Origin of the sequence: Okeania sp. SIO2C9, from assembly GCF_010672455.1 — a bacterium.
Taxonomy (GTDB): domain Bacteria; phylum Cyanobacteriota; class Cyanobacteriia; order Cyanobacteriales; family Microcoleaceae; genus Okeania.
In genome coordinates this window covers 19,754-39,792 of the sequence record NZ_JAAHGO010000047.1, presented here as the reverse complement: position 1 = coordinate 39,792, position 20,039 = coordinate 19,754, and the positions used below count along the sequence as shown (strand labels likewise).

The 20,039-nt window shown below is 35.6% G+C and carries 17 protein-coding genes; 7 read left to right on the top strand and 10 right to left on the bottom strand.

The window, feature by feature from the left end; translation table 11 throughout:
* Positions 1–9: 9 nt before the first annotated feature.
* The gene (locus F6K23_RS27525; RefSeq protein WP_293161704.1) at positions 10–459 is read right to left on the bottom strand and encodes an NYN domain-containing protein; all 450 of its coding nucleotides are present in this window, start codon (positions 457–459) and stop codon (positions 10–12) included.
* Between the two features lie 342 nt (positions 460–801).
* On the opposite strand from F6K23_RS27525, the gene ileS reads away from it, so the two are divergent.
* Both ileS and F6K23_RS27515 read left to right on the top strand, forming a co-directional pair.
* A complete protein-coding gene (gene ileS / locus F6K23_RS27520; RefSeq protein ID WP_293161702.1) occupies positions 802–4,266 on the top strand; it encodes an isoleucine--tRNA ligase in 3,465 nt (1,154 codons plus the stop codon).
* A gap of 268 nt (positions 4,267–4,534) precedes the next feature.
* Positions 4,535–5,152 (top strand): glutathione S-transferase family protein, encoded by a 618-nt coding sequence (locus tag F6K23_RS27515; protein ID WP_293161701.1) that lies wholly within the window; start codon positions 4,535–4,537, stop codon positions 5,150–5,152.
* Between the two features lie 158 nt (positions 5,153–5,310).
* Here the strand turns inward: F6K23_RS27515 and F6K23_RS27510 are convergent, their stop codons facing one another.
* From F6K23_RS27510 to F6K23_RS27480, 8 genes are all read right to left on the bottom strand, one after another.
* Positions 5,311–5,652, bottom strand: coding sequence for a XisI protein (locus F6K23_RS27510; protein WP_293161700.1), 342 nt, complete (start codon positions 5,650–5,652; stop codon positions 5,311–5,313).
* Positions 5,653–5,844: 192 nt separating this feature from the next.
* Positions 5,845–6,087, bottom strand: coding sequence for an element excision factor XisH family protein (locus tag F6K23_RS42210; protein ID WP_367267838.1), 243 nt, complete (start codon positions 6,085–6,087; stop codon positions 5,845–5,847).
* Positions 6,088–6,376: 289 nt separating this feature from the next.
* Complete coding sequence (locus tag F6K23_RS27505) at positions 6,377–6,817, bottom strand: CHAT domain-containing protein (RefSeq protein ID WP_367267840.1); 441 nt, start codon at positions 6,815–6,817, stop codon at positions 6,377–6,379.
* 197 nt (positions 6,818–7,014) lie between these two features.
* Positions 7,015–7,506 (bottom strand): DUF3368 domain-containing protein, encoded by a 492-nt coding sequence (locus F6K23_RS27500; protein ID WP_293161699.1) that lies wholly within the window; start codon positions 7,504–7,506, stop codon positions 7,015–7,017.
* Entirely contained in the window at positions 7,503–7,748 is a 246-nt protein-coding gene (locus F6K23_RS27495; protein ID WP_293161698.1) for a UPF0175 family protein, read from the bottom strand. Before F6K23_RS27495 ends, F6K23_RS27500 begins: the two co-directional genes overlap by 4 nt.
* Positions 7,749–7,959: 211 nt before the next feature.
* Positions 7,960–8,160: a hypothetical protein gene (locus F6K23_RS27490; protein ID WP_293161759.1), complete on the bottom strand. Its 201-nt coding sequence runs from the start codon at positions 8,158–8,160 to the stop codon at positions 7,960–7,962.
* Positions 8,161–8,252: 92 nt separating this feature from the next.
* A complete protein-coding gene (locus F6K23_RS27485; protein ID WP_293161697.1) occupies positions 8,253–8,480 on the bottom strand; it encodes an addiction module protein in 228 nt (75 codons plus the stop codon).
* 313 nt (positions 8,481–8,793) lie between these two features.
* Positions 8,794–9,363 carry a hypothetical protein gene (locus F6K23_RS27480; RefSeq protein WP_293161695.1) on the bottom strand — a complete coding sequence of 190 codons (570 nt, stop codon included), beginning with the start codon at positions 9,361–9,363 and terminating at the stop codon, positions 8,794–8,796.
* Positions 9,364–10,215: 852 nt separating this feature from the next.
* Here F6K23_RS27480 and F6K23_RS27475 point away from each other — a divergent pair.
* Complete coding sequence (locus F6K23_RS27475; protein ID WP_293161694.1) at positions 10,216–10,485, top strand: hypothetical protein; 270 nt, start codon at positions 10,216–10,218, stop codon at positions 10,483–10,485.
* 677 nt (positions 10,486–11,162) lie between these two features.
* Here the strand turns inward: F6K23_RS27475 and purL are convergent.
* Positions 11,163–13,481: a phosphoribosylformylglycinamidine synthase subunit PurL gene (purL, locus tag F6K23_RS27470; protein ID WP_293161692.1), complete on the bottom strand. Its 2,319-nt coding sequence runs from the start codon at positions 13,479–13,481 to the stop codon at positions 11,163–11,165.
* Between the two features lie 431 nt (positions 13,482–13,912).
* On the opposite strand from purL, the gene F6K23_RS27465 reads away from it, so the two are divergent.
* The 4 genes from F6K23_RS27465 (at position 13,913) to F6K23_RS27450 (ending at position 19,993) form a co-directional block, all read left to right on the top strand.
* A complete protein-coding gene (locus tag F6K23_RS27465) occupies positions 13,913–16,072 on the top strand; it encodes a hypothetical protein (protein WP_293161690.1) in 2,160 nt (719 codons plus the stop codon).
* 10 nt (positions 16,073–16,082) lie between these two features.
* Positions 16,083–18,371: a CHAT domain-containing protein gene (locus F6K23_RS27460; RefSeq protein WP_293161688.1), complete on the top strand. Its 2,289-nt coding sequence runs from the start codon at positions 16,083–16,085 to the stop codon at positions 18,369–18,371.
* 118 nt (positions 18,372–18,489) lie between these two features.
* Positions 18,490–18,801, top strand: coding sequence for a hypothetical protein (locus F6K23_RS27455; RefSeq protein WP_293161686.1), 312 nt, complete (start codon positions 18,490–18,492; stop codon positions 18,799–18,801).
* Between the two features lie 118 nt (positions 18,802–18,919).
* Positions 18,920–19,993, top strand: coding sequence for a hypothetical protein (locus F6K23_RS27450; RefSeq protein WP_293161684.1), 1,074 nt, complete (start codon positions 18,920–18,922; stop codon positions 19,991–19,993).
* Positions 19,994–20,039 lie beyond the last annotated feature (46 nt).

The following is a 20,039-nucleotide window of genomic DNA, read 5'->3' as shown; positions in this document are numbered from 1 at the left end:
AACAACTGGTTAAAAATCTCGATCGCCAGCAATTAAAACTGCCTTAGTCATGTTATTACGAATCGTGTGATTCATCATATCTACTGTTAATAGAACATCTACTTCTTTTTGACGTTTTGGATTACCTACCAAAGTTCCTAACTTAACGTGATATCCCTCTAGAGAACGGATTTGATTAAAATCATTCTTTTGTTGAGATACACGAGCTTTAAAATCTTCATCTTTCTCATTTTTATTCTGAATTTCATCAAGGCAGTCATAATAGAAAACTTTTTTAGCTTTAAAATGACTTTTGATTGCAGCAAAGTCAATATCTCTGCCATCTCCAACGTCATTACCAAACCATTGAGAAGTGCAGTCTTTATAACTTCTCCTTAAGTAACCTCCATCAATAAATAAATAGGTTATTTCTGGTGGTTTATTACTAGGAGGAGCAGTAAGAATTCTAGAAAATGTCATTTTTTACAATAAATCTAATTTTTTACTTCAAATTGTAATTTTTATACTACAATAAATCAAAACTATCTGTAACTGTTGACCAAATTTTTTTGTTGATAGACCGACTCTTTTAACAAGATTAAGATAAACAGACAGTTCTACAGATAAGATTAAACACGACTAAAATCCTAGACAAGGGATGATATAGCAGTCGAAGGAAAAGTTAGGACAGATTAAAAGCTTAAAACTCAGATAACGCAATATTTTTTTCTTCTTCCTTCTTTCTTCTTCCTTCTTCCTTCTGCTATACAAAGAAATAAGTCTAAAATTTCTGAATATACTAACAGAAAAATCTAAAATCTAATGGTTGAAGCCAAATCCTATAAAGACACCGTAAACTTGCCCCAAACCAAATTTAATATGAGGGCAAACTCAGTCACTCGCGAACCAGAACTACAAAAGTTTTGGGCAGAATCACAAATTTATGAACGCCTCTCGGAAAGTAACCCAGGGGAAATATTTACTCTACATGATGGCCCGCCTTATGCCAATGGCAACCTACATATTGGCCATGCCATGAATAAAATTCTTAAAGATATTATTAACCGCTATCAAATTCTTCAAGGGCGAAAAGTGCGTTATGTTCCTGGTTGGGACTGCCACGGTTTACCCATTGAATTAAAAGTTATTCAAAATCTTAAATCAGCAGAAAGGGGAAAACTCACACCTATAGAATTACGTCAAAAAGCTAGAGATTTTGCTCTGGAAACTGTAGATAAACAACGGCAGTCATTCAAACGTTATGGAGTTTGGGGAGACTGGGAAGATCCCTACATGACTCTGACTCCAGAATATGAAGCTGCTCAAATTGGGGTATTTGGCAAAATGGTTTTGAAAGGCTACATTTATCGTGGTCTTAAACCTGTACATTGGAGTCCGAGTTCTAGGACTGCTCTTGCAGAAGCTGAACTGGAATATCCTGAAGGTCACACATCTCAGAGTATTTATGCTGCTTTTAAAATTACTAAACTATCAAAAGCGGTTCAAAAATCTCTCAAACCTTACCTGGAAAAACTCTGGGTTGCCATCTGGACGACAACACCTTGGACTATTCCTGGTAATTTGGCAGTCAGCGTTAACCCAGACTTGAATTATGCTGTGGTTAAACCGGATGCTGACTATGCAATAGGGGAAGACAAATTATTTATCGTTGCAGCAGAAGCAGTGGAACGTTTGTCGGCAACTCTCGGTACAACTTTAACTCCTGTAGCAACAGTCAAAGGTCAAGACTTGGAAAACTGCACTTACCAACATCCACTGTTTGACCGGGAAAGTAAAGTTGTTATTGGTGGCGACTACGTTACTACTGACTCAGGTACGGGTTTAGTTCATACTGCTCCGGGTCATGGTCAGGAAGATTATATAGTAGGGCAACGTTATAGTTTACCAATTTTGTCCCCTGTGGATGGCAATGGGAAATTTACTGCTGAAGCGGGAGAGTTTTCTGGGTTAAATGTATTAAAAGAGGGAAATGTTGCTGTCATTGAAGCACTGCAAAATGCTAATTCTCTGCTGAAAGAGGAACCCTACGAACATAAATATCCCTATGACTGGCGAACTAAAAAACCAACTATTTTCCGAGCAACGGAACAATGGTTTGCTTCTGTTGAAGGTTTCCGCGATGAAGCACTAAAGGCGATCGCTGATGTTCAATGGATACCTGCTCAAGGAGAAAACCGTATTACTCCCATGGTGAGCGATCGCTCTGACTGGTGTATTTCTCGACAAAGGAGTTGGGGGGTTCCTATTCCGGTATTTTATGAGGAAAAGACTGGGGAACCTTTGCTGACTGAGGAGACTATTGCTCATGTGCAAAAAATTGTTGCGGAAAAAGGTTCTGATGCTTGGTGGGAAATGTCGGTGGAGGAGCTTTTACCGGAAAAATATCGCTCAGATGCTGACAAATACCAGAAAGGTACAGATACGATGGATGTCTGGTTTGACTCTGGTTCATCTTGGGCGGCAGTTGCTCAACAAAGGGATGGGTTAAAGTATCCAGTTGATATATATTTGGAGGGTTCTGACCAACATCGCGGTTGGTTTCAGTCAAGTTTGCTGACCAGTATTGCTACTAATGGTGTTGCACCATATAAAACAGTTTTGACTCACGGTTTTGTGCTGGACGAGAATGGTCGGAAGATGAGTAAGTCTCTGGGAAATGTGGTAGACCCGTCAATAGTTATCGAAGGTGGTAAAAATCAAAAACAAGAACCTGCTTATGGTGCAGATATTTTGCGTTTGTGGGTTTCCTCTGTAGACTATTCTTCGGATGTACCCCTGGGTAAAAATATTCTCAAGCAAATAGCAGATATTTATCGCAAAATTAGAAACACCGCGCGATTTTTATTGGGAAATATCCATGATTTCGATCCGGCAAAAGATGCTGTTGCTTATGAGGAAATGCCAGAGTTAGACCGTTATATGTTGCACCGAATGACAGAGGTATTTGCAGAAGTTAAGGATGGTTTTGAGAAGTTTCAGTATTTCCGCTTTTTCCAAACAATTCAAAATTTCTGTGTGGTTGACTTATCTAATTTTTATTTAGATATTGCCAAAGACAGACTTTATATTAGTGCGACCGACGCCTACAGACGGCGTAGTTGTCAGACTGTTTTAGCTGTAGCTGTAGAAAACTTGGCAAAAGCGATCGCTCCTGTTTTACCTCATATGGCAGAAGATATTTGGCAAAATATTCCTTATCCAACTCCCTACAAGTCTGTATTTGAGTCTGGGTGGGTGAAAATGGAGGAACAATGGCATAACCCAGAGTTGGCTAAGTTATGGGAAGAGTTACGAAAAACTCGCACTGAAGTTAACAAAGTATTGGAAAAAGCACGGGCAGAAAAAGCCATTGGTGCGCCTCTAGAAGCAAAGGTATTGTTGTATGTAAAAGAACCTGAATTACGGGAGCAAATAAAAACTTTTAATCCTATTGCTAAAACAGAAAAAAGTCAGTCAGAATTTCTGGAAGCGAAAATCGAAATTGAACCAGAAAAAACAGAAAACAAAACTCCTAATAACCAGGCAAAATCTCCTGCTAATTTTACTCAAACCCAGAACTTTTTATCAGAATTTACCGATATTTTGAGCAAAGTATTTAGTGGGTATCAAAAAGTTTTAGGGGCAGCATTTTTTATCATTATATTACTGTTGTTAATCCGAGTAGCAGTAACAGTAGTAATAACAATTCACCAACTACCTGTAGTAAGTTCCATCATGGAATTAGTAGGAATGATCTCCACAATTCGCTTCGTGACTGGCGACCTATTATTTGCTAAAAATCGACAAAAGCTGTCTGAAAAAATTAAATCGACCACAGAAGATATATTTGGAAAAGATGTTTTATTACCCAAACGGAAAACACGGAAAACATCAACAGATAATACAGTTAAACAGTCAGCAACTTTAGTTTCACCAGAAGGAGCTTATGTTCCTCCCAAAAAAGTAGATTCTACCCCAGTACCACAAGTAGTAGAAACAGAAACTTTACCGAAACAACCTCATAATATTAAAGCCAAAATAGCTGGTAATGGAGTTGATGAATTACGTTATCTGTTTATTACTTCTCAGGTAGAATTATTAGAGTCTCCAGAAGCTTTAAGTAATCTTGAATATAAATCTATTTCAGACTCTTTAGGAATAGGAGTAGTCAAAGCAGATGGAGAGAAATGCGACCGCTGTTGGAATTATTCTACTCATGTCGGTGTTTCTTCAGAAGACCCCACTATTTGTGAACGTTGTATTGCTGCTTTAGCAGGAGAATTTTAACTGTATCAGGACTTACGGAAAATACTAAATCATACACCACCTGTAAGGGTGATTCGCGTAATTAGCAGCATTCCGCAGGAAATCGCCCCTACTAAATATGGTGGTTCTGCATAATTCCTGTGTATTCTCAACCAGACCGTTATCAGAAACCGGGTTTCCCCCATCGAAATTCACTCGATTAACCTGGTTTCTACCTAATATCAAATCCGCCGACCTTTCTACATTATTTGATGGTAAATTTTATTTATGACTTTTTTGGAGATGTCTAATGAAGAGAATTTTATATTATCATCCACAATCAAACTTTTCTCGAAAAATTAGGATATTGTTAGTAGAAAAAAAATTAGATTATGAACTCAAGGAAATTAACCTACGGAATAAACCTGCTGAATTTCTAACAATTTCTCCCATTGGAAAAGTACCTGTGTTTATAGAAGAAGATGGCACAATAATTTGGGATTCTACATTAATTGCTGAGTATTTAGAGCAAACCTATCCAGAACCAAATTTTTACCCTACTCATCCCCAAGCAAAACTTGAATGTCGTAAATGGGAAGAGTTAGCAGATTATTTAGGCGATAATATTATCAATTTATGGATACTAAATTTGACAAATAATTTAGAGCCTAATTATTATCGAACTAAATTAGAAATGTCAATTAATCGTCTGTTACCAGTTTTTGAGCAACAATTAGCTAAATCTAAGTATTTGTTAGGTGATGAAGAATGGACAGCAGCAGATGTGGCAGCATTATGTTCTTTTGGTTACTACAGCCTTCGATTAAATGAAGACTGGCTTTTGGAATATGATAATTTAAAAAATTGGTTCAATAGATTACATCAACGTGAATCAGTAAAGTCTACTGTTCCTATTCCTTTAAATTAATATAATTTATATCAATTTGATAAATGTTTGCTACATTTTATTGAGTGGAAAAGTGGGAGATAAGTAAACATAAATTATTTTTCCCTGCTCCTTACTCCTTCTTTTCTAGAGATGTCTAATAAATAGCAGAATATCAAGGCAAAAACATTTCTGTTAATTTAAACAATAGCAAAATCAGTTAACTTACGAGTTTCAGGATCGTGGAAAGCTAAAACAATATCTTCTTTCGGTACATTTTCCCTTAATAACTCATTAGCAATACCTTCCTCCTTCCAATCTTCTTCAATATAAATATTCTCATTTTTAATCCGAATATAAACAGAAATTACTTGAATTCGTCTATCATTTTTCCAGCCAATATTAAACCAAAGATATTGACTTCTTTGGTCATCAAACATTAATACCTCATCTATATCAGGTTCGGGAACTTGTGCTGATATTCTTTGATAATTAGTTAGGATTTGTTTGATGATATTTTGATAATGAATTAGCTTATCCATTTAATAATTTCCTCTTTTTTAATGTCAATTACTAATAGACATCTCCGAAAAAGATATAGGTTTTTTGCAGGAGTAGGCAACAGCTCATCTGCTCCGGAAGGCAACAGGTAAGATATTTTTACGCGCAAAGGCACGAAAAAAGATTTTTTAGGGTGAATTTTTCGTATCCTTAGCCTGCTCTAATTAAAAGATTTATTTTCTGGAGATGTCTAATAGTAAAACTTGATATTTTTGGAGAATTAATTCAATTGCAACTTGCACAAAAAACTTTTCATAAATTTTGTGACTAACTGCCAAATAAACTTTATAACTGGGGTGGGTCACAGAAAGAAATGTTTGATAAATTAAGTATTGTCCTAAGAGGATATTTGAAAAGTTTTTTGATGCTGAATTTTGCCCCCCTAACCCCCCAAATTTGGGGGGAACAAAAGTCAATTTGCTTTTAAAATTCCCCCAAATTTGGGGGATGCGCGGGGGCTTGGATGTAGCAAATGGGACTTCTCAGACAACCTCTAATGCTGTTTCAAACTCACGCAAATGTTTGATAAATTAAGTATTGTCCTAAGAGGATATCTGAAAAGTTTTTTGATACTGAATTTTGCCCCCCTAGCCCCCCAAATTTGGGGGAAACAAGAGTCAATTTGCTTTTAAAAGTCCCCCAAAATTGGGGGATGCGCGGGGGCTTGGATTAAGTATCTTTTGCTGGCATTATTTTCTCTTCCTTCTAATTGCCTATCAAAATCAAAGGAGACCAATAAAACGGAGGAACATTCTCCCTAGCAGAACTTAACTTCGCCTGACGTAATGCCTCCACCTTGGTCATTCCTTGTTGCAAATACTGATAAAATTTCACCATAATTTCCTTCGTTGTCTTATCCTCCGCATTCCATAAACTGGCAATCACAGCATCCGCACCCGCACGCTCAAATAAATAGGCAACTCCCGCTATTCCTTCACCGTTGGAGTCTGCTGTCATGGCAGTTTGGCAAGTACTCAAAACGATTAAATCTGTATTTTCTAATCCTAAACTGGCAGCATCTTTGATCTTAAAAGTTTCATCGTTGGCAAACAAAATTGTATTTTCCTCTAAACCCACACCAGGGCAACCACCTTCTTGAAAGCAACCGTGGGTAGCAAGATGCACTATGGGGAAACCATCCGAAATTAATATTAGCTGACTGGTTAGAAAGGCAAAAGCAATTCGAGAAAGAATGGCAAGGGAAAATCAAATTCATTAAAACTCCTTTAAAAAAAAGAAAAGAAAATAGAGATTCCGTAGAAAACACAGTTTGAGCGTAACGGGAGCAAGATGCTCCCACTGGCTAAAAATTGAATCTTAACTAACCACTACTACAACATTAATTAATTATATTCCCCAGCAATTTTCAAAACTTTGTTGTACAGAGGTTTTGCTACCCAGAAACCAGCTTGATGAATGAGCTGATCTAGCAAAGGTTTGACTTCAGGAATCAGTTTTCGACCTTTAGCCGCAATTAGAACTCCTAAAACTCCTGTACATCGTAAATTTAGTCTCTCTGCTGCCGCTCTACCTTGACGTTCGTCAATCAAAAGTTGATCTGCTGAAATTTCTACTGCTAAAGCGATCGCCTCAGCTTCACCTCGATCTAGTTCTTTTTGCAAAATTTCTACCATAACTTGGTTACTAACTGAGCGAATTGAAATCCAACTATATGTTTGAACTTCAGTTGCACCAGCTACCGGAAAAGTTGTTTCTGTCAATTCTTTGTAAACTGCTGTGGGAATAATTACATTACCGTATAGTTGATTTAACAAATTGAGTTGGTTAATAGAGGCTAAGTTATTGATAGCTGAAGTATCGCTAACAATAATCATAATATCCCCATCTCTTGTAAGTTTTTAATGTCTTTTTCCAAATCTTTTATGTCATAATGAACTGGAATTTGACGACTAGCTAATAAATGCTGAAAAGCAATTCTATTCATGTCAGCAAACCGACTAGCTTGACCTAAAGTCAGTTTTTCTTTTTGGAAAAGCATAACAGCTATTTCCAGTTTCATCTCAGATTCCGTCATTCTAGTCGCACACAAAATTTCATCAGAAATAATAATGCTCATGTTCAACAATTAATAATTAACAATTAACAATTAATAATTATATCAATTTTCTTAAGAGACAAAAATTAATCTTTGCTCGCCCTACTATATATCAAGTAACATTAATTAACCGCAATGTAGGGACGTTGCATAAGGGCGTCCCTACCAGGTTGGGTAAAGATTGTTTATTACAGTTATTTAATCAGACATGGTATTAATTGTCTTATGGCTTTTACTTGACCCTATCTTTCCAATATCCAGGTTCTCGACTGCAGTGCATAACTGCTAAAATTAGAATGAAATTATCTTCAATTGTGTATAAAATACCATAAGGAAACTTACGCATTAGACATCGGCGAATATCTTCATCAATTACAGGCCAACAAGTGGAATATTCAAAATAGTTGAATATTGTATTTTCCACAGCATTAATAAATTTCTGTGCAATTTATACTCGACGCTCTGCATAAAATTCAACAGTTTCAGAATATTCTGTTAAAGCAGCAGGATGAAAAACATATTTCATTATTCTAAAATTCGCCTTACTTCAGCTAAAGCTTCCTCTCCAGGGATGGGTAAAACATCACCATTCTTAATTTCATTTCGACGTTTTTTAGCTTCATTTATCCAAGTAGTTTGAATAGTTTCGTCTATATCAAACTCCATACTTTCAATCAACTTTTCAACTAAAAGTGACCTTTGTATATTTGGTAAAGACAAAGCTTCTTTAATTATTTCTTCGACAGATAGCATAATTATTATCCCAAAAATATACGAACATTAAAATTGTCAAAGCCATGGCGAGCAAATTTTCAAAAGTTAACTATTAATCTAGATAAATTACTTTTTGCCCACCCTAATATGACTTTTTTATAATGCTACAACAATTAATAATTAATTATATCAAGTCCGCATAATTAGTTATTGAAAATAGTGGAATAGGTTTATATTTGTTGGGTTGATCCTACGGATAAGCTGGCGAAGATCGCTCCTCAACCCAACCTACTAAATACTATTCCTTTATTGATTGTAATTTAGCAGTAATAATCCAAATTTGTCGCTCCAGTTAAAACTCCATTTCACTCACAACATAACGACTTTTCCTAATATTCCGCATAGGTCTAGGAATACCTTCTTCATTATCTACCCGAATCACACTTTCTGGTTTAATCTCAATAGCATTCTCATCTACATTTTCCCATGCCAACCCATCCACTGGCACCTCAAAACGTCGGGTATCCCCTGTTGAGATTGGTGGTAAACTGAAGCCTAATACACCACTCAGAATAGTTATATTAGTTATAGTTTGTCTATTATTCTGAGGAGTTGCCCACCAAACACCAGACCTCTCATCAAACTTAATCCGGGTGACATTAGTAATATCTTCTTTCTCACTATTCTCACCTCTTTTTATCGTTATGTACTGAGAATTAATACTTACTACTTTACCAGTTCGGCGATCGCCATTTTTTAGTTTCACTACAGCAATAACAGGTAATGAAAATGGAATAGGTTGTGTTTCTTCAAGTTTAGTTTCCACAATTAGGTTAGGGTTGGCGATCGCCTGTTTTATCTCTCCTACCACTACCATCAGGCAAGCAACTAGAAAAATAATTGTAATTTGAGTTATCTTCATAGTTAGTACCAGATAGAAATATTAATTACCGAAAAATTGTGGTTTAAAGCCTCCCCTTTTAAGGGGATAATAAAAAAAAATTTTCATTATTAGTCAATCCTCTTCTTTTCAAGGAGAGGTAATTATTCATTATTCATTATTCATTATTCATTGTTGAACACTAATATGTTTACCCATTATATTAGTGAAAATTTCCGGAGATAGCTGATAAGGATTTTCACTCAGTAGCATAAAATTGTAAAAAATCAGAATTTATAGAAGATGTTTGGCAGAATTGCTAGTTTGTTAACTGTATTAGGAGTCGGCTTATATTTCACAGGTTGGATTTATCGTTGGGCTTATTTTAGTTATTTTAAACTACAAGTAAACACTTGATATTTGCCTGTATAATCATTTTTAATTGTATCAATACAAGTATTTTTTTGTAACTTATTCGGTGGAGATTATTCAACTTTTTTTCGTACTATAGGAATAGTGATCGCTTCTTTTGTTGTCGTTCCAAATATTTTTCATATGATTAAAATATTCACCCAAAAATTAGATAAAATCCTCAATAAATGGCGTTTAAAATTATTGAAATGGAGCTGAAAAACTAAGCCTCATAAAATAATCCGTTATCTTCAATCATTTCTTTATTTTCAACAAATTAACTATCAAAAATATGACAAAGCTTTAATTGATGAAATAGTCGTAACCTTCTGGTTATTAATAACCCTATTTTTCCTCGCTCAAACTCAAGGAAATCTTGATGCGATAGGAGACTCCCGTAGCGACACATCATTCTTACCAGTAGTAACCTTAATAACCCCAGAAAATCAACTACCATTAGGCAGAAAAGTTGATAAAGAAAAATTGACAGACGATCCTAATACTAGCAATTTTCGTATTATCGGAGATATAGAATTATATGAACAGTTACTACTACGAGATTACAATAACAAAACTGACCCTGACTTTCCCCAAGTTATCTGGCGACTGCTGTTTGATACGGACGGTCAATATTATATATTCCCTTCTTTGTCAAAAGATGAACCATCAAATGCTCGCCCTCCAGTTGTAGTTATTCAGCAGAGCGATCGCGGGGAATATGTTGTTATTCTCAGCCCCGAAGCACCACCCTAAGTGTGGGGAGATCGGGGGATGGGGGGATGGGGAGATTTGTATATTTGCACAATTAAATGTATTTCTTATGAATATTCTCTGACGACAATGAATTATATCATGTCCGGTAGCATCGGTCTTGTATAGTAAATAGGCAACAGGCAACAGCTCATCTGGCAACAGGCAAGAAAAAACTTAAATTTCCTGTAGATATCCACGCTAACTTTTACACAAACGATTGCCTTCGGACATGATATTAACCCTGATCCCAGGAGGGGAATGTGGAGGATATAGTTTCAGAAAAAGAGGAAGTAATATCATGTCCGGTAGCATCGGAGCGTGTATAGAATTAAGTCACAATTGTAAGAAACCCTTTCCTAGGTCATGCTACGCAAACAACTCCCGCTACCTTCTATACCAGATACAGTAGTGGGAGCATCTTGCTCCCTTCCCTTCGAGGATACCCACACTAGGAATTATTCATTTGCTACATATACCATTACTATCGAGAACTACCGAAAATGGTTGTAGGTCATTTCAGTTATCAGTTATCAGTTATCAGTTATCAGTACCTCTGCGATAAGGAGGCTTGAAATAAGGAATATGTTCTTTTTTTATCCCCTTAAAAGGGGAGGCGCATATCCACAATTTTTCGGTAAACTTGTTTCATCTACAACCTACCACCTACAACCTAAAACCTACAACCGCTTTTCAATAGCATTGTTAAAACGATCGCTCATTTTCCCCATCTCTAAATTAATCAAAGACACACCCTCATTAACTAAAATTTGCAAAGCACTTTCAGCATTACCAACCAGACCAACTTTTTGCCAAAAATTAGTCAAATTTTCCTGCAAATATGACTCCCAAATTTTCTGATTTTCTTGCGCAATAGAAACCAAAATTCGGCAACCACCCTCTCCAAACAAAAACTCATCCCACCGAAAATCAGACTTTTCAGCTAATTCCAAATTAACCTCAGCTCCCAACTTCCCACTAATACAACATTCTGCCAGAGCGATCGCCAAACCACCCTCAGCACAGTCATGAGCAGAATTTACCCAACCTTCACGGATACCATAACGACAAACTCCCTGTACCCGACGCTCCAAATCAAAATCTACCTCACTAGGTTTCCCAGCAACCACACCATAAACAGTTGCCAAATATTCCGAAGCAGCTAAAGACCCAACTCCTAAATTTCCAATTAAATAGATAATATCTCCCTCAACTTGCCAACCTTGACCACAAATATTAGTCAAGTCAGGAATTAAACCCACCATTCCCACAACTGGAGTCGGATATATCCCCTGGGGATGACCCTCACTATCCAAAGTTTCATTATACAAAGACACATTCCCACCAGTAACAGGAGTTCCCAACTCCCGACAACCTTCAGCAATACCGCGACAACTCTCCGAAAGTTGCCAATATCCCACAGGTTTTTCCGGACTACCAAAATTGAGATTATCTGTAACTGCCACAGGTTCAGCACCTACACAACTGAGATTCCGAGCAGCTTCCGCTACCACTGCTTTTGCCCCCGTATATGGGTCTAGATAAACTAAACGAGAATTACAGTCTACCGTCGCAGCAACACCAGAATTTGATGGTAGGTTATCCGTGGAAATTTGCGAACGTAACCGAATGACAGCAGCATCAGCACCACCAGGAAGCATAACTGTATTATTCTGAACTTGATGGTCATATTGCTGATAGACCCAACGTTTAGAAGCAATGGTTGGAGTATCTAATAAAGTCAGAAGAATATCATTCCAGGTTTGCAAATTTCCCTGCACTTCAATACCTGCTTCCGTACATGATGGCAAAGATGCCGAATTCCATGACCAAGCTTTTTTAGCATATTCCGGTGCATCAGTCAACAACTCCCGGTGATAAATAGGAGTATTATCTGCTAAAGCAGTAGCAGGTATTTCCGCTGCTATTTTCCCCTCAAATAAAATTCGCACAATAGGTTCCTCAATAACTGTACCCGCAACCACAGCATGAAGTTGCCAACGTTCAAAAATATCAATTAATTCTTGTTCGCGACCTTTTTCAGCAACAAACAACATCCGTTCTTGAGACTCTGAGAGCAAATATTCATAAGGAACCATCCCAGTTTCTCGCACTGGCACTTTATCAAGGTCAAATTCAATACCCACACCACCATTTGCTGCCATTTCTGAAGTAGAACAGGTAATACCAGCAGCACCCATATCTTGAGCTGCCACTACTGCTCCTGTTTTGAATGCTTCTAGACAAGCTTCAACTAAGCATTTTTCCAAGAATGGGTCCCCTACTTGTACCGCAGGGCGATCGTCAATAGATTTATCGCTGAGTTCAGCACTGGCAAAACTTGCTCCACCCATACCATCTCTACCCGTGGTGGAACCGACATATAAGACTGGGTTGCCAATACCAGATGCACCAGATTTAACTATTTCGGGAGTTTCCATTAAACCCAATGCCATGACATTGACTAAGGGGTTGCCCGTATAAGCAGGGTCAAAGTAAATTTCTCCACCAACTGTAGGTACTCCGAAACAGTTTCCGTAGTGAGAAATGCCGGAAATTACTCCAGTGAAAATGCGTCTAGTTTTAGCATCTTCTAGGGAACCGAAACGTAGGGAGTTAAGTACAGCGATGGGACGGGCACCCATTGTGAATATGTCTCGGAGAATACCACCGACTCCGGTAGCAGCACCTTGAAATGGTTCGACAGCGGATGGGTGGTTGTGGGATTCTATTTTGAAAGCAAGTTGGAGTCCGTTGTCTAGGTCTACGACTCCAGCGTTTTCTCCGGGTCCAACAAGGATGCGTTTACCTGTGGTGGGAAATTGTTTGAGGAGAGGGCGGGAGTTTTTGTAGCAGCAGTGTTCTGACCACATGACTCCGAACATTCCGAGTTCTGCTTTATTGGGATGGCGATGGAGGCGGTTGAGAATTTCTTGATATTCTTCTGGTTTGATGCCTTCGGATGCTATTTCTTCTGGGGAAAAGGGAGTTTGTGACATAATTTATAATGGGAAATTTGAGTGAATTTTTTGGCAGTTTTATTATCTCATTGAATTGCCCAATCAATTTCTACATTGTTATATTTTTAGTTATACTATTTTTTTTCTAAAATATAACTCAACAAAAAATTTTGGCGATCGCTACGACAAAATAAAAAACTCCACCAATTAGAGTATAGAAAGGGGTTAATAGGCCATAACTTGAAATAGGGTGGCGTCTGTTGTCAGGATGGCAGGAAATTTGGGAATTTTCCAGGAACTGGGTTTTTGGAGGATTCCTAGTCTCAGCTATTGATACAACAAACTTCAAAACTTAACTAATACTGATTATTTTGAGGAGGTAATCGTTTGCTAGTGGCCTATTTTTGTCAATTTCATGGCCATTATGATGAGACTCCCATAAGAAAATTCTGATTGGAGGAGTGAGCGTAATGGACGAAAATTTAATATGGTTGTTTTGCCATTTGCCTGTTATTCTTAATACGGGAAGACTACGGTGGGAAAGAGAAGTGTCTCTTGAGCGGAATCTAGAAAAAGGGCTGTCCGATCTAAAGCACGATTTAGAAGAAATGCTGAAGTCTGAACCAGGTTTGAGTCGGTTGCAAGGAATTTTGATAATTTTTGTTGAACAGTCTCGCAATGATGGTAATACATATGCAGTTAGACATTTACAAGCGTATTTATGTAAGATTGCGGCTAAACAAGCTAATAAATCATACAATAAGTTGAAAGATGAAGCCTACTACAAGTCTTGCTATCGTTTGCAGGATATCTATCAAATAGGGTTTCAAATAGTCTATGACAAGAATAATGATGGTGTGGAGTGGGTTCATACAATTATTGAAGAATATAACAGTGAAAAAAGTGTCTTTAAAGTCTATGCCAAGAAAAGGCTATCAAGTGAAATTTCTAGCCGATGTTTGAAGTTATTCGGCATGAATGATCGGCAAAAAAGAGCTATTAAGCATACTCGGTATTTTAATTTAAAAAAACCAACAGGAAAGAAAGACTCTAATGAAGGTAGTGATGAACTAAATTTAGAAGAGCTTACTCCTAATGCTAATGAGATCAAAAAAAGTTTAGAGTATTCTGGCTACTTAGGTTTAGAATTAGAACGTCGTCTTTTAAGTTGGCAATGTTTCAATAAAGTCTATGCTCCAAGCCAAAAGTACGAAATCTGGACAGAGGAACAGTTGAAAGAAATAGCAGATTTGTTTCAAATCTTAAGGATGCGATCGCCAGAATTAAAAGATGACGATTTACAGGTAGATGCTGAACTCATTCAGCAATGGCTAGAAGATTGTATTAGTGCGTGGTATCAATATGTTCCCAAGTATGAATTTAGTTTGGATGTTCCCTTGAAAGAGGATGAGAAGGAAAGAGAAACATGGACAGAACATATTGCTGATTATCAGTATGCTTGGGATGGTGACGCTTCTCAAGTAAATTGCTATCATGCTTCTCAAGCGAATTATTTCCAGGCGATGGGATGCGATATACAAAAAAGTTTAGCGGAGTTTTGTCAAACATTAAACACAAAAGAATATCGTCTAGTTCTTTTAATATTTAGTTTTGATTGGGGTGATGTGGGAAGAAACCTGGCACCTTTGCTCAATAACGATCAAAGTACAATTAATCGTCGGTATAGAAAAGTTAAGGAGAATTGGTTAAAAAGTTTTGCTGAAGAACTGGGAGTGGATGAAAAAGACTATTCTCTTAGTAAAGATAGAGCATTATCATCTACTACTTTAGAGGATATATGGCAGATATATGTTAAACCAAACTATAGATCGATAATTTACCAGGAATTGCAGAAAATATGGTCAAAGTTAGAACCATCACTTCAACAGATGTTAAGCAACAATTACCTCAAGTGGGAACCGACTACTGCCGATACTGCAAAAGGCATTATTGAGAGTGAACTGTTAAAGTGGTTCGAGGCAGAATTAGAAATGTCTCTGGTATTCTACGAACCTTTTACTAAAAAAATTAGCAATCTAGTTGGCGAATTTTTCACTCCTATTTATCAAGAAAAAATTAATCATCTTAATACTCAAATTAATTCTTATAGGGAACGACTTGAAAGACTTTTAGATGCTAATTGGGTTGAACCTGAAAAAATATTAGTTTCTAGTGGGCGAAAAAGAAGAGTAAATGTTAATCGGCTATCTAAAGAAGAGCAATCTTCTACTCCTTTTATTCAATTAAAAAGAGGGAAGAAAATTGAATTAGATAATCAAAAATTTGTTTTAATGATTAAGATGATTCAAGAAAAAGAAAACGAAGAAATGAAGCTCTCTTTTGAACTACTTCCTTCTGGAGAAACTACAACAAGTTTACCCTCTGGTTTAGAATTAGCCTTACTAAAACCTTCTGGTAAAGTTATGATTTCAACTTCACGATCTAAAATAGGAGATAACCAGCTTGTTCTTGCTCTTAAGATTAGCAAAGCAACTATGTGGCTGGAAAAACTTGAAAGTAATAGAGAAACGGGAAAAGTATTTCAGGTTCAAATTACTGTAAATGGTAATAGTAAAACTGAACCTTTTCCTAGTATTCAACCTGTTACTGAAACTATAGATTGTGAATAGTTAATGATTTATGGCACAAACAATTGATCTAAACTTAGTTGAACAGATCGATAAAACAACTGGTCAACAAAAATCGTTGAGTGTAGAATTGTTGATTTACAACGAGAATAATTCATCAAAAATTCGCAGACGATATTTTGTTGATTCAGTTCCTGAAAGTCTTGAATTATCACTTGGTAAATGGAAAAAGACATTTATTCAAATTGTAGATCCTTTATCCAGAACTAATAGAAAAATCAGAATAGAAGAAGATTTATCACAAGTCATTGACGAGGATGAAGATGATTATGGAATGAGTATATGTGAAGAAGAGACTCCTCTCAATTGTTGGGAATATTATCAAGATTTGACTACTGAATTAAACGGTTGGCTGGAGTCAGAAAAATGGTCAAAAGTTAGTGATTTATTAACTAAAAATATTGACAAATTAGGAGAAATTTATGTTACTATCCAAACTGATAATTCCCTATTAAAACAACTCCCTTGGTTAGAATGGAGTATCTTTAGAAAGTATTCTGAAACAGAAATTGCTATTAGTCCGCCAGAATATGAACCACCTCCAGGATGGGAAAATATTAAACGACATTCCCAAGTTCGTATTTTAGTTATTTTAGGAGATAACGATAATATTAACATTAACCGAGACTCACAATTACTCAATGAAGTGAGGAAACATGGCGCAAAACTTGAATTTTTAGAGCAACCTACTCTAGAAGAATTAAAAGGTTGCTTACAAGAAGAAATAGGCTGGAATATTATCTTTTATTCTGGTCATAGTGAAACTAATGAAAATGGTCAAGGGGTCTTATATCTGAATAATAATGATGAAAAAGGTATCACCATAGATGATGTAGAAGATGAATTAAAGTTTGCTATTAATAAGGGATTATATTTGGCTATATTTAACTCTTGTGACGGGTTAGGTATTGCCAATAAATTTGCTGAATTACGCTTACCCCAAAGTATCGTAATGAAAGAATCAATACCTGACATAATGGCAATACATTTTTTGGAATATTTTCTGGAATTTTTCTGCCACGATGAACCTTTATTTGTTGCTGTAGGAAAAACAAGAAAAGAGTTAAAAAAAAAATATAATCACCCCGATAAATATCCAGGAGGACATTCCCTTCCTGTAGTTGTACCAAATCCTGCTGTTCCTTTACCGGTATGGAAAAGTTTTTTATCTGAGTATCAATTACCTCTGAAATTACTCGTTCCTATTATTATTGCTGGAATTTTCGGTGTACTTGGTTTACCTCTTAGTATTCTTTATGAATTTGGCTGGGAAAAGTTGTTATGGTATGCCAAATTATACCCCCATATGATTATATATCCTATATGTTTTTTTTGGGCAGCTATTTGGAGTATTTGCCAAGGTTTCGGTCAAATAATTAATAAATCAACTAATGAATTTAAGTGGGGAATACTTGGAGCATTATTTATTTCCATTATTCTTCTTTGTGTAGAAGTTACATCACCTAATATGCTACTTTTTGAGTTAAGTCCGTCTGCTAGATCGGAAATTTCTGAAGTCTCAATTATTCAACGTGAACTCGACAGAATTAAAGAAATCCCCCCAGAAATTGTTGACACTGGAGATATTATTAATGAAGACAATATCGTAATTACTAAACGTATTCTTGAACAAGCTCTATCTAATTATCTTAACTTGAAAGACAGTAATAAAATTACTAAATCACAAGCTCTTGGTTTCCATAAATTAATGTATCTTGGATTAGATTATAAAACGACTTGGAAAGGAGAAAAAAATTGGGTTTCTATTAGTCGCTGGTTTTACGCTTGGAATTTATTTATAAAAGTTTTTACAATTCTCATCTTCTTTGTTCTTTCAGCACAATTTCAAGACCCAAGAAGATTTTTTAATCATAATAAATACTTGAAAAATCTAGTTTTTTCTACAGCTATGATGTTACTTTGGATACCTTTTAAACTTTATCATATTAATGAACCTAAAAAGATAATTTTTGACTCTGACAACCTTCAATGGTTTCAACCATTAGATCCATTTGTTGTTTTTACTATCTGTTATTTTTATTTATTTGTATCAACTATTTATTACATTCTATTACAACAGAAAAAAAATTGGGGATTTATCATTATTACAGTAATCCTCATTATATTGAGTTTTATATTAGGAGCGCAAACAGAATTATTTAGCAAAGTGTTTGGTTTAAATACTATTGATGAGAGAACGTGGATTCTTGTAGCCATATTTAGTGGGTTGTTAACTTATCTATTTTTCAACTATTTAGGAAATCAGAATCAGGAGCTATAAATCAGAATTAATAAGGGTTGTATTCTTAACTTGGTAAAGAACAAATATGTGGTTGAAATGCTTAACATCTCAACTGTCTTAAAGCTGAAACCACAATCAATAAAAACAGGGATAAATTATGAATAAGATTTTCACTTCTTTCCTCAATTTACAACAGCCTTTAATGAAAACTGCATTCTGCATAACTGTTATTGGTTTACCCTTAAGTATTGCTATAGAGTTTAGTAATAATAGTCAATGGTTACTATATTTTAAACTCTACCCTCACTTGATATTGAGTTTTATATTAGGAGCGCAAACAGAATTATTTAGCAAAGTGTTTGGTTTAAATACTATTGATGAGAGAACGTGGATTTTTGTAGTCATATTTAGTTGGTTGTTAACTTATCTATTTTTCAACTATTTAGGAAATCAGAATCAGGAATCATAAATCAGAATTAATAAGGGTTGTATTCTTAACTTGGTAAAGAACAAATATGTGGTTGAAATGCTTAACATCTCAACTGTCTTAAAGCTGAAACCACAATCAATAAAAACAGGGATAAATTATGAATAAGATTTTCACTTCTTTCCTCAATTTACAACAGCCTTTAATGAAAACTGCATTCTGCATAACTGTTATTGGTTTACCCTTAAGTATTGCTATAGAGTTTAGCAATAATAGTCAATGGTTACTTTATTTTAAACTCTATCCTCACTTGATTCTGTTTTCTTTATTAGCCTTTGGAGTTGTACTTATTAGCCTCAATCAAGCCATCGATTTAGTAATAGAAAAAAAGAAGTTGATGCAAAATATATTAATAATTGTATTCATTTCTATTTTCTTGACATATATAGAAGTCACCTCTAATAATATGCTCCTATTAGAATTAAATAATCGAGCAGAATCTACTATTAATCTACCTCAAGAAACAATTGTACAAATACAACAAATTCCTGAAAGCATTCTTGATACAAATCAAATAATTAGAGGCAATAACTTAACTGTTCGTAAATCAATAATTGAAGAAGCGATCGCTAAATTTAGAGAACAAAAAGATACTCTCGAACCAGAACAAAAGCAAGGTTACTACACATTAATGAAAAATAGCTTATCTTATTCTACATGGGAAAGCCAAAATAATGTATTCTCCATTAGTAGAATATTTTATATGTTATCTTTCTTTTCCATAACAACTGTTAGTCTGATATCTTGTATCCTTCTCTTCATCTATTCAAAACTGGAAATCCGCTCATTTGAAAAATATCTCAATCTTTTAACCATTTCATCTCTTGTCTTTATGACTTGGATGCCTCTCCGTTATTATTACAACTTAAACACTCTCAACCTAATATTTGGTTCTAGCAATGCCATTGGTAACTTAGATGCTTTTGCCTTCTTAATATATCCGATTTATGTCACCTTTCTCTGTTTGAAAATTTATCAAAATAACCAAGATTTACAAAGAATAGGCTCCATAATAGCAATCTTCCTAATTTTAACAATAATTGGTCGATTTTTATCTCAGCCGATCGACGATCTTTTTGGCTTAAATAGTAACTTGACTATTTGGATAGTTTTTGGGATTCCTAGTCTAGTTTATTATTTTTCATCAGTAGTTTCAGTAGTTAAAAACGAGTAGAAAAAGTTAGCGTTCGACTAAGCAATAACATAATATTGCAACAAAA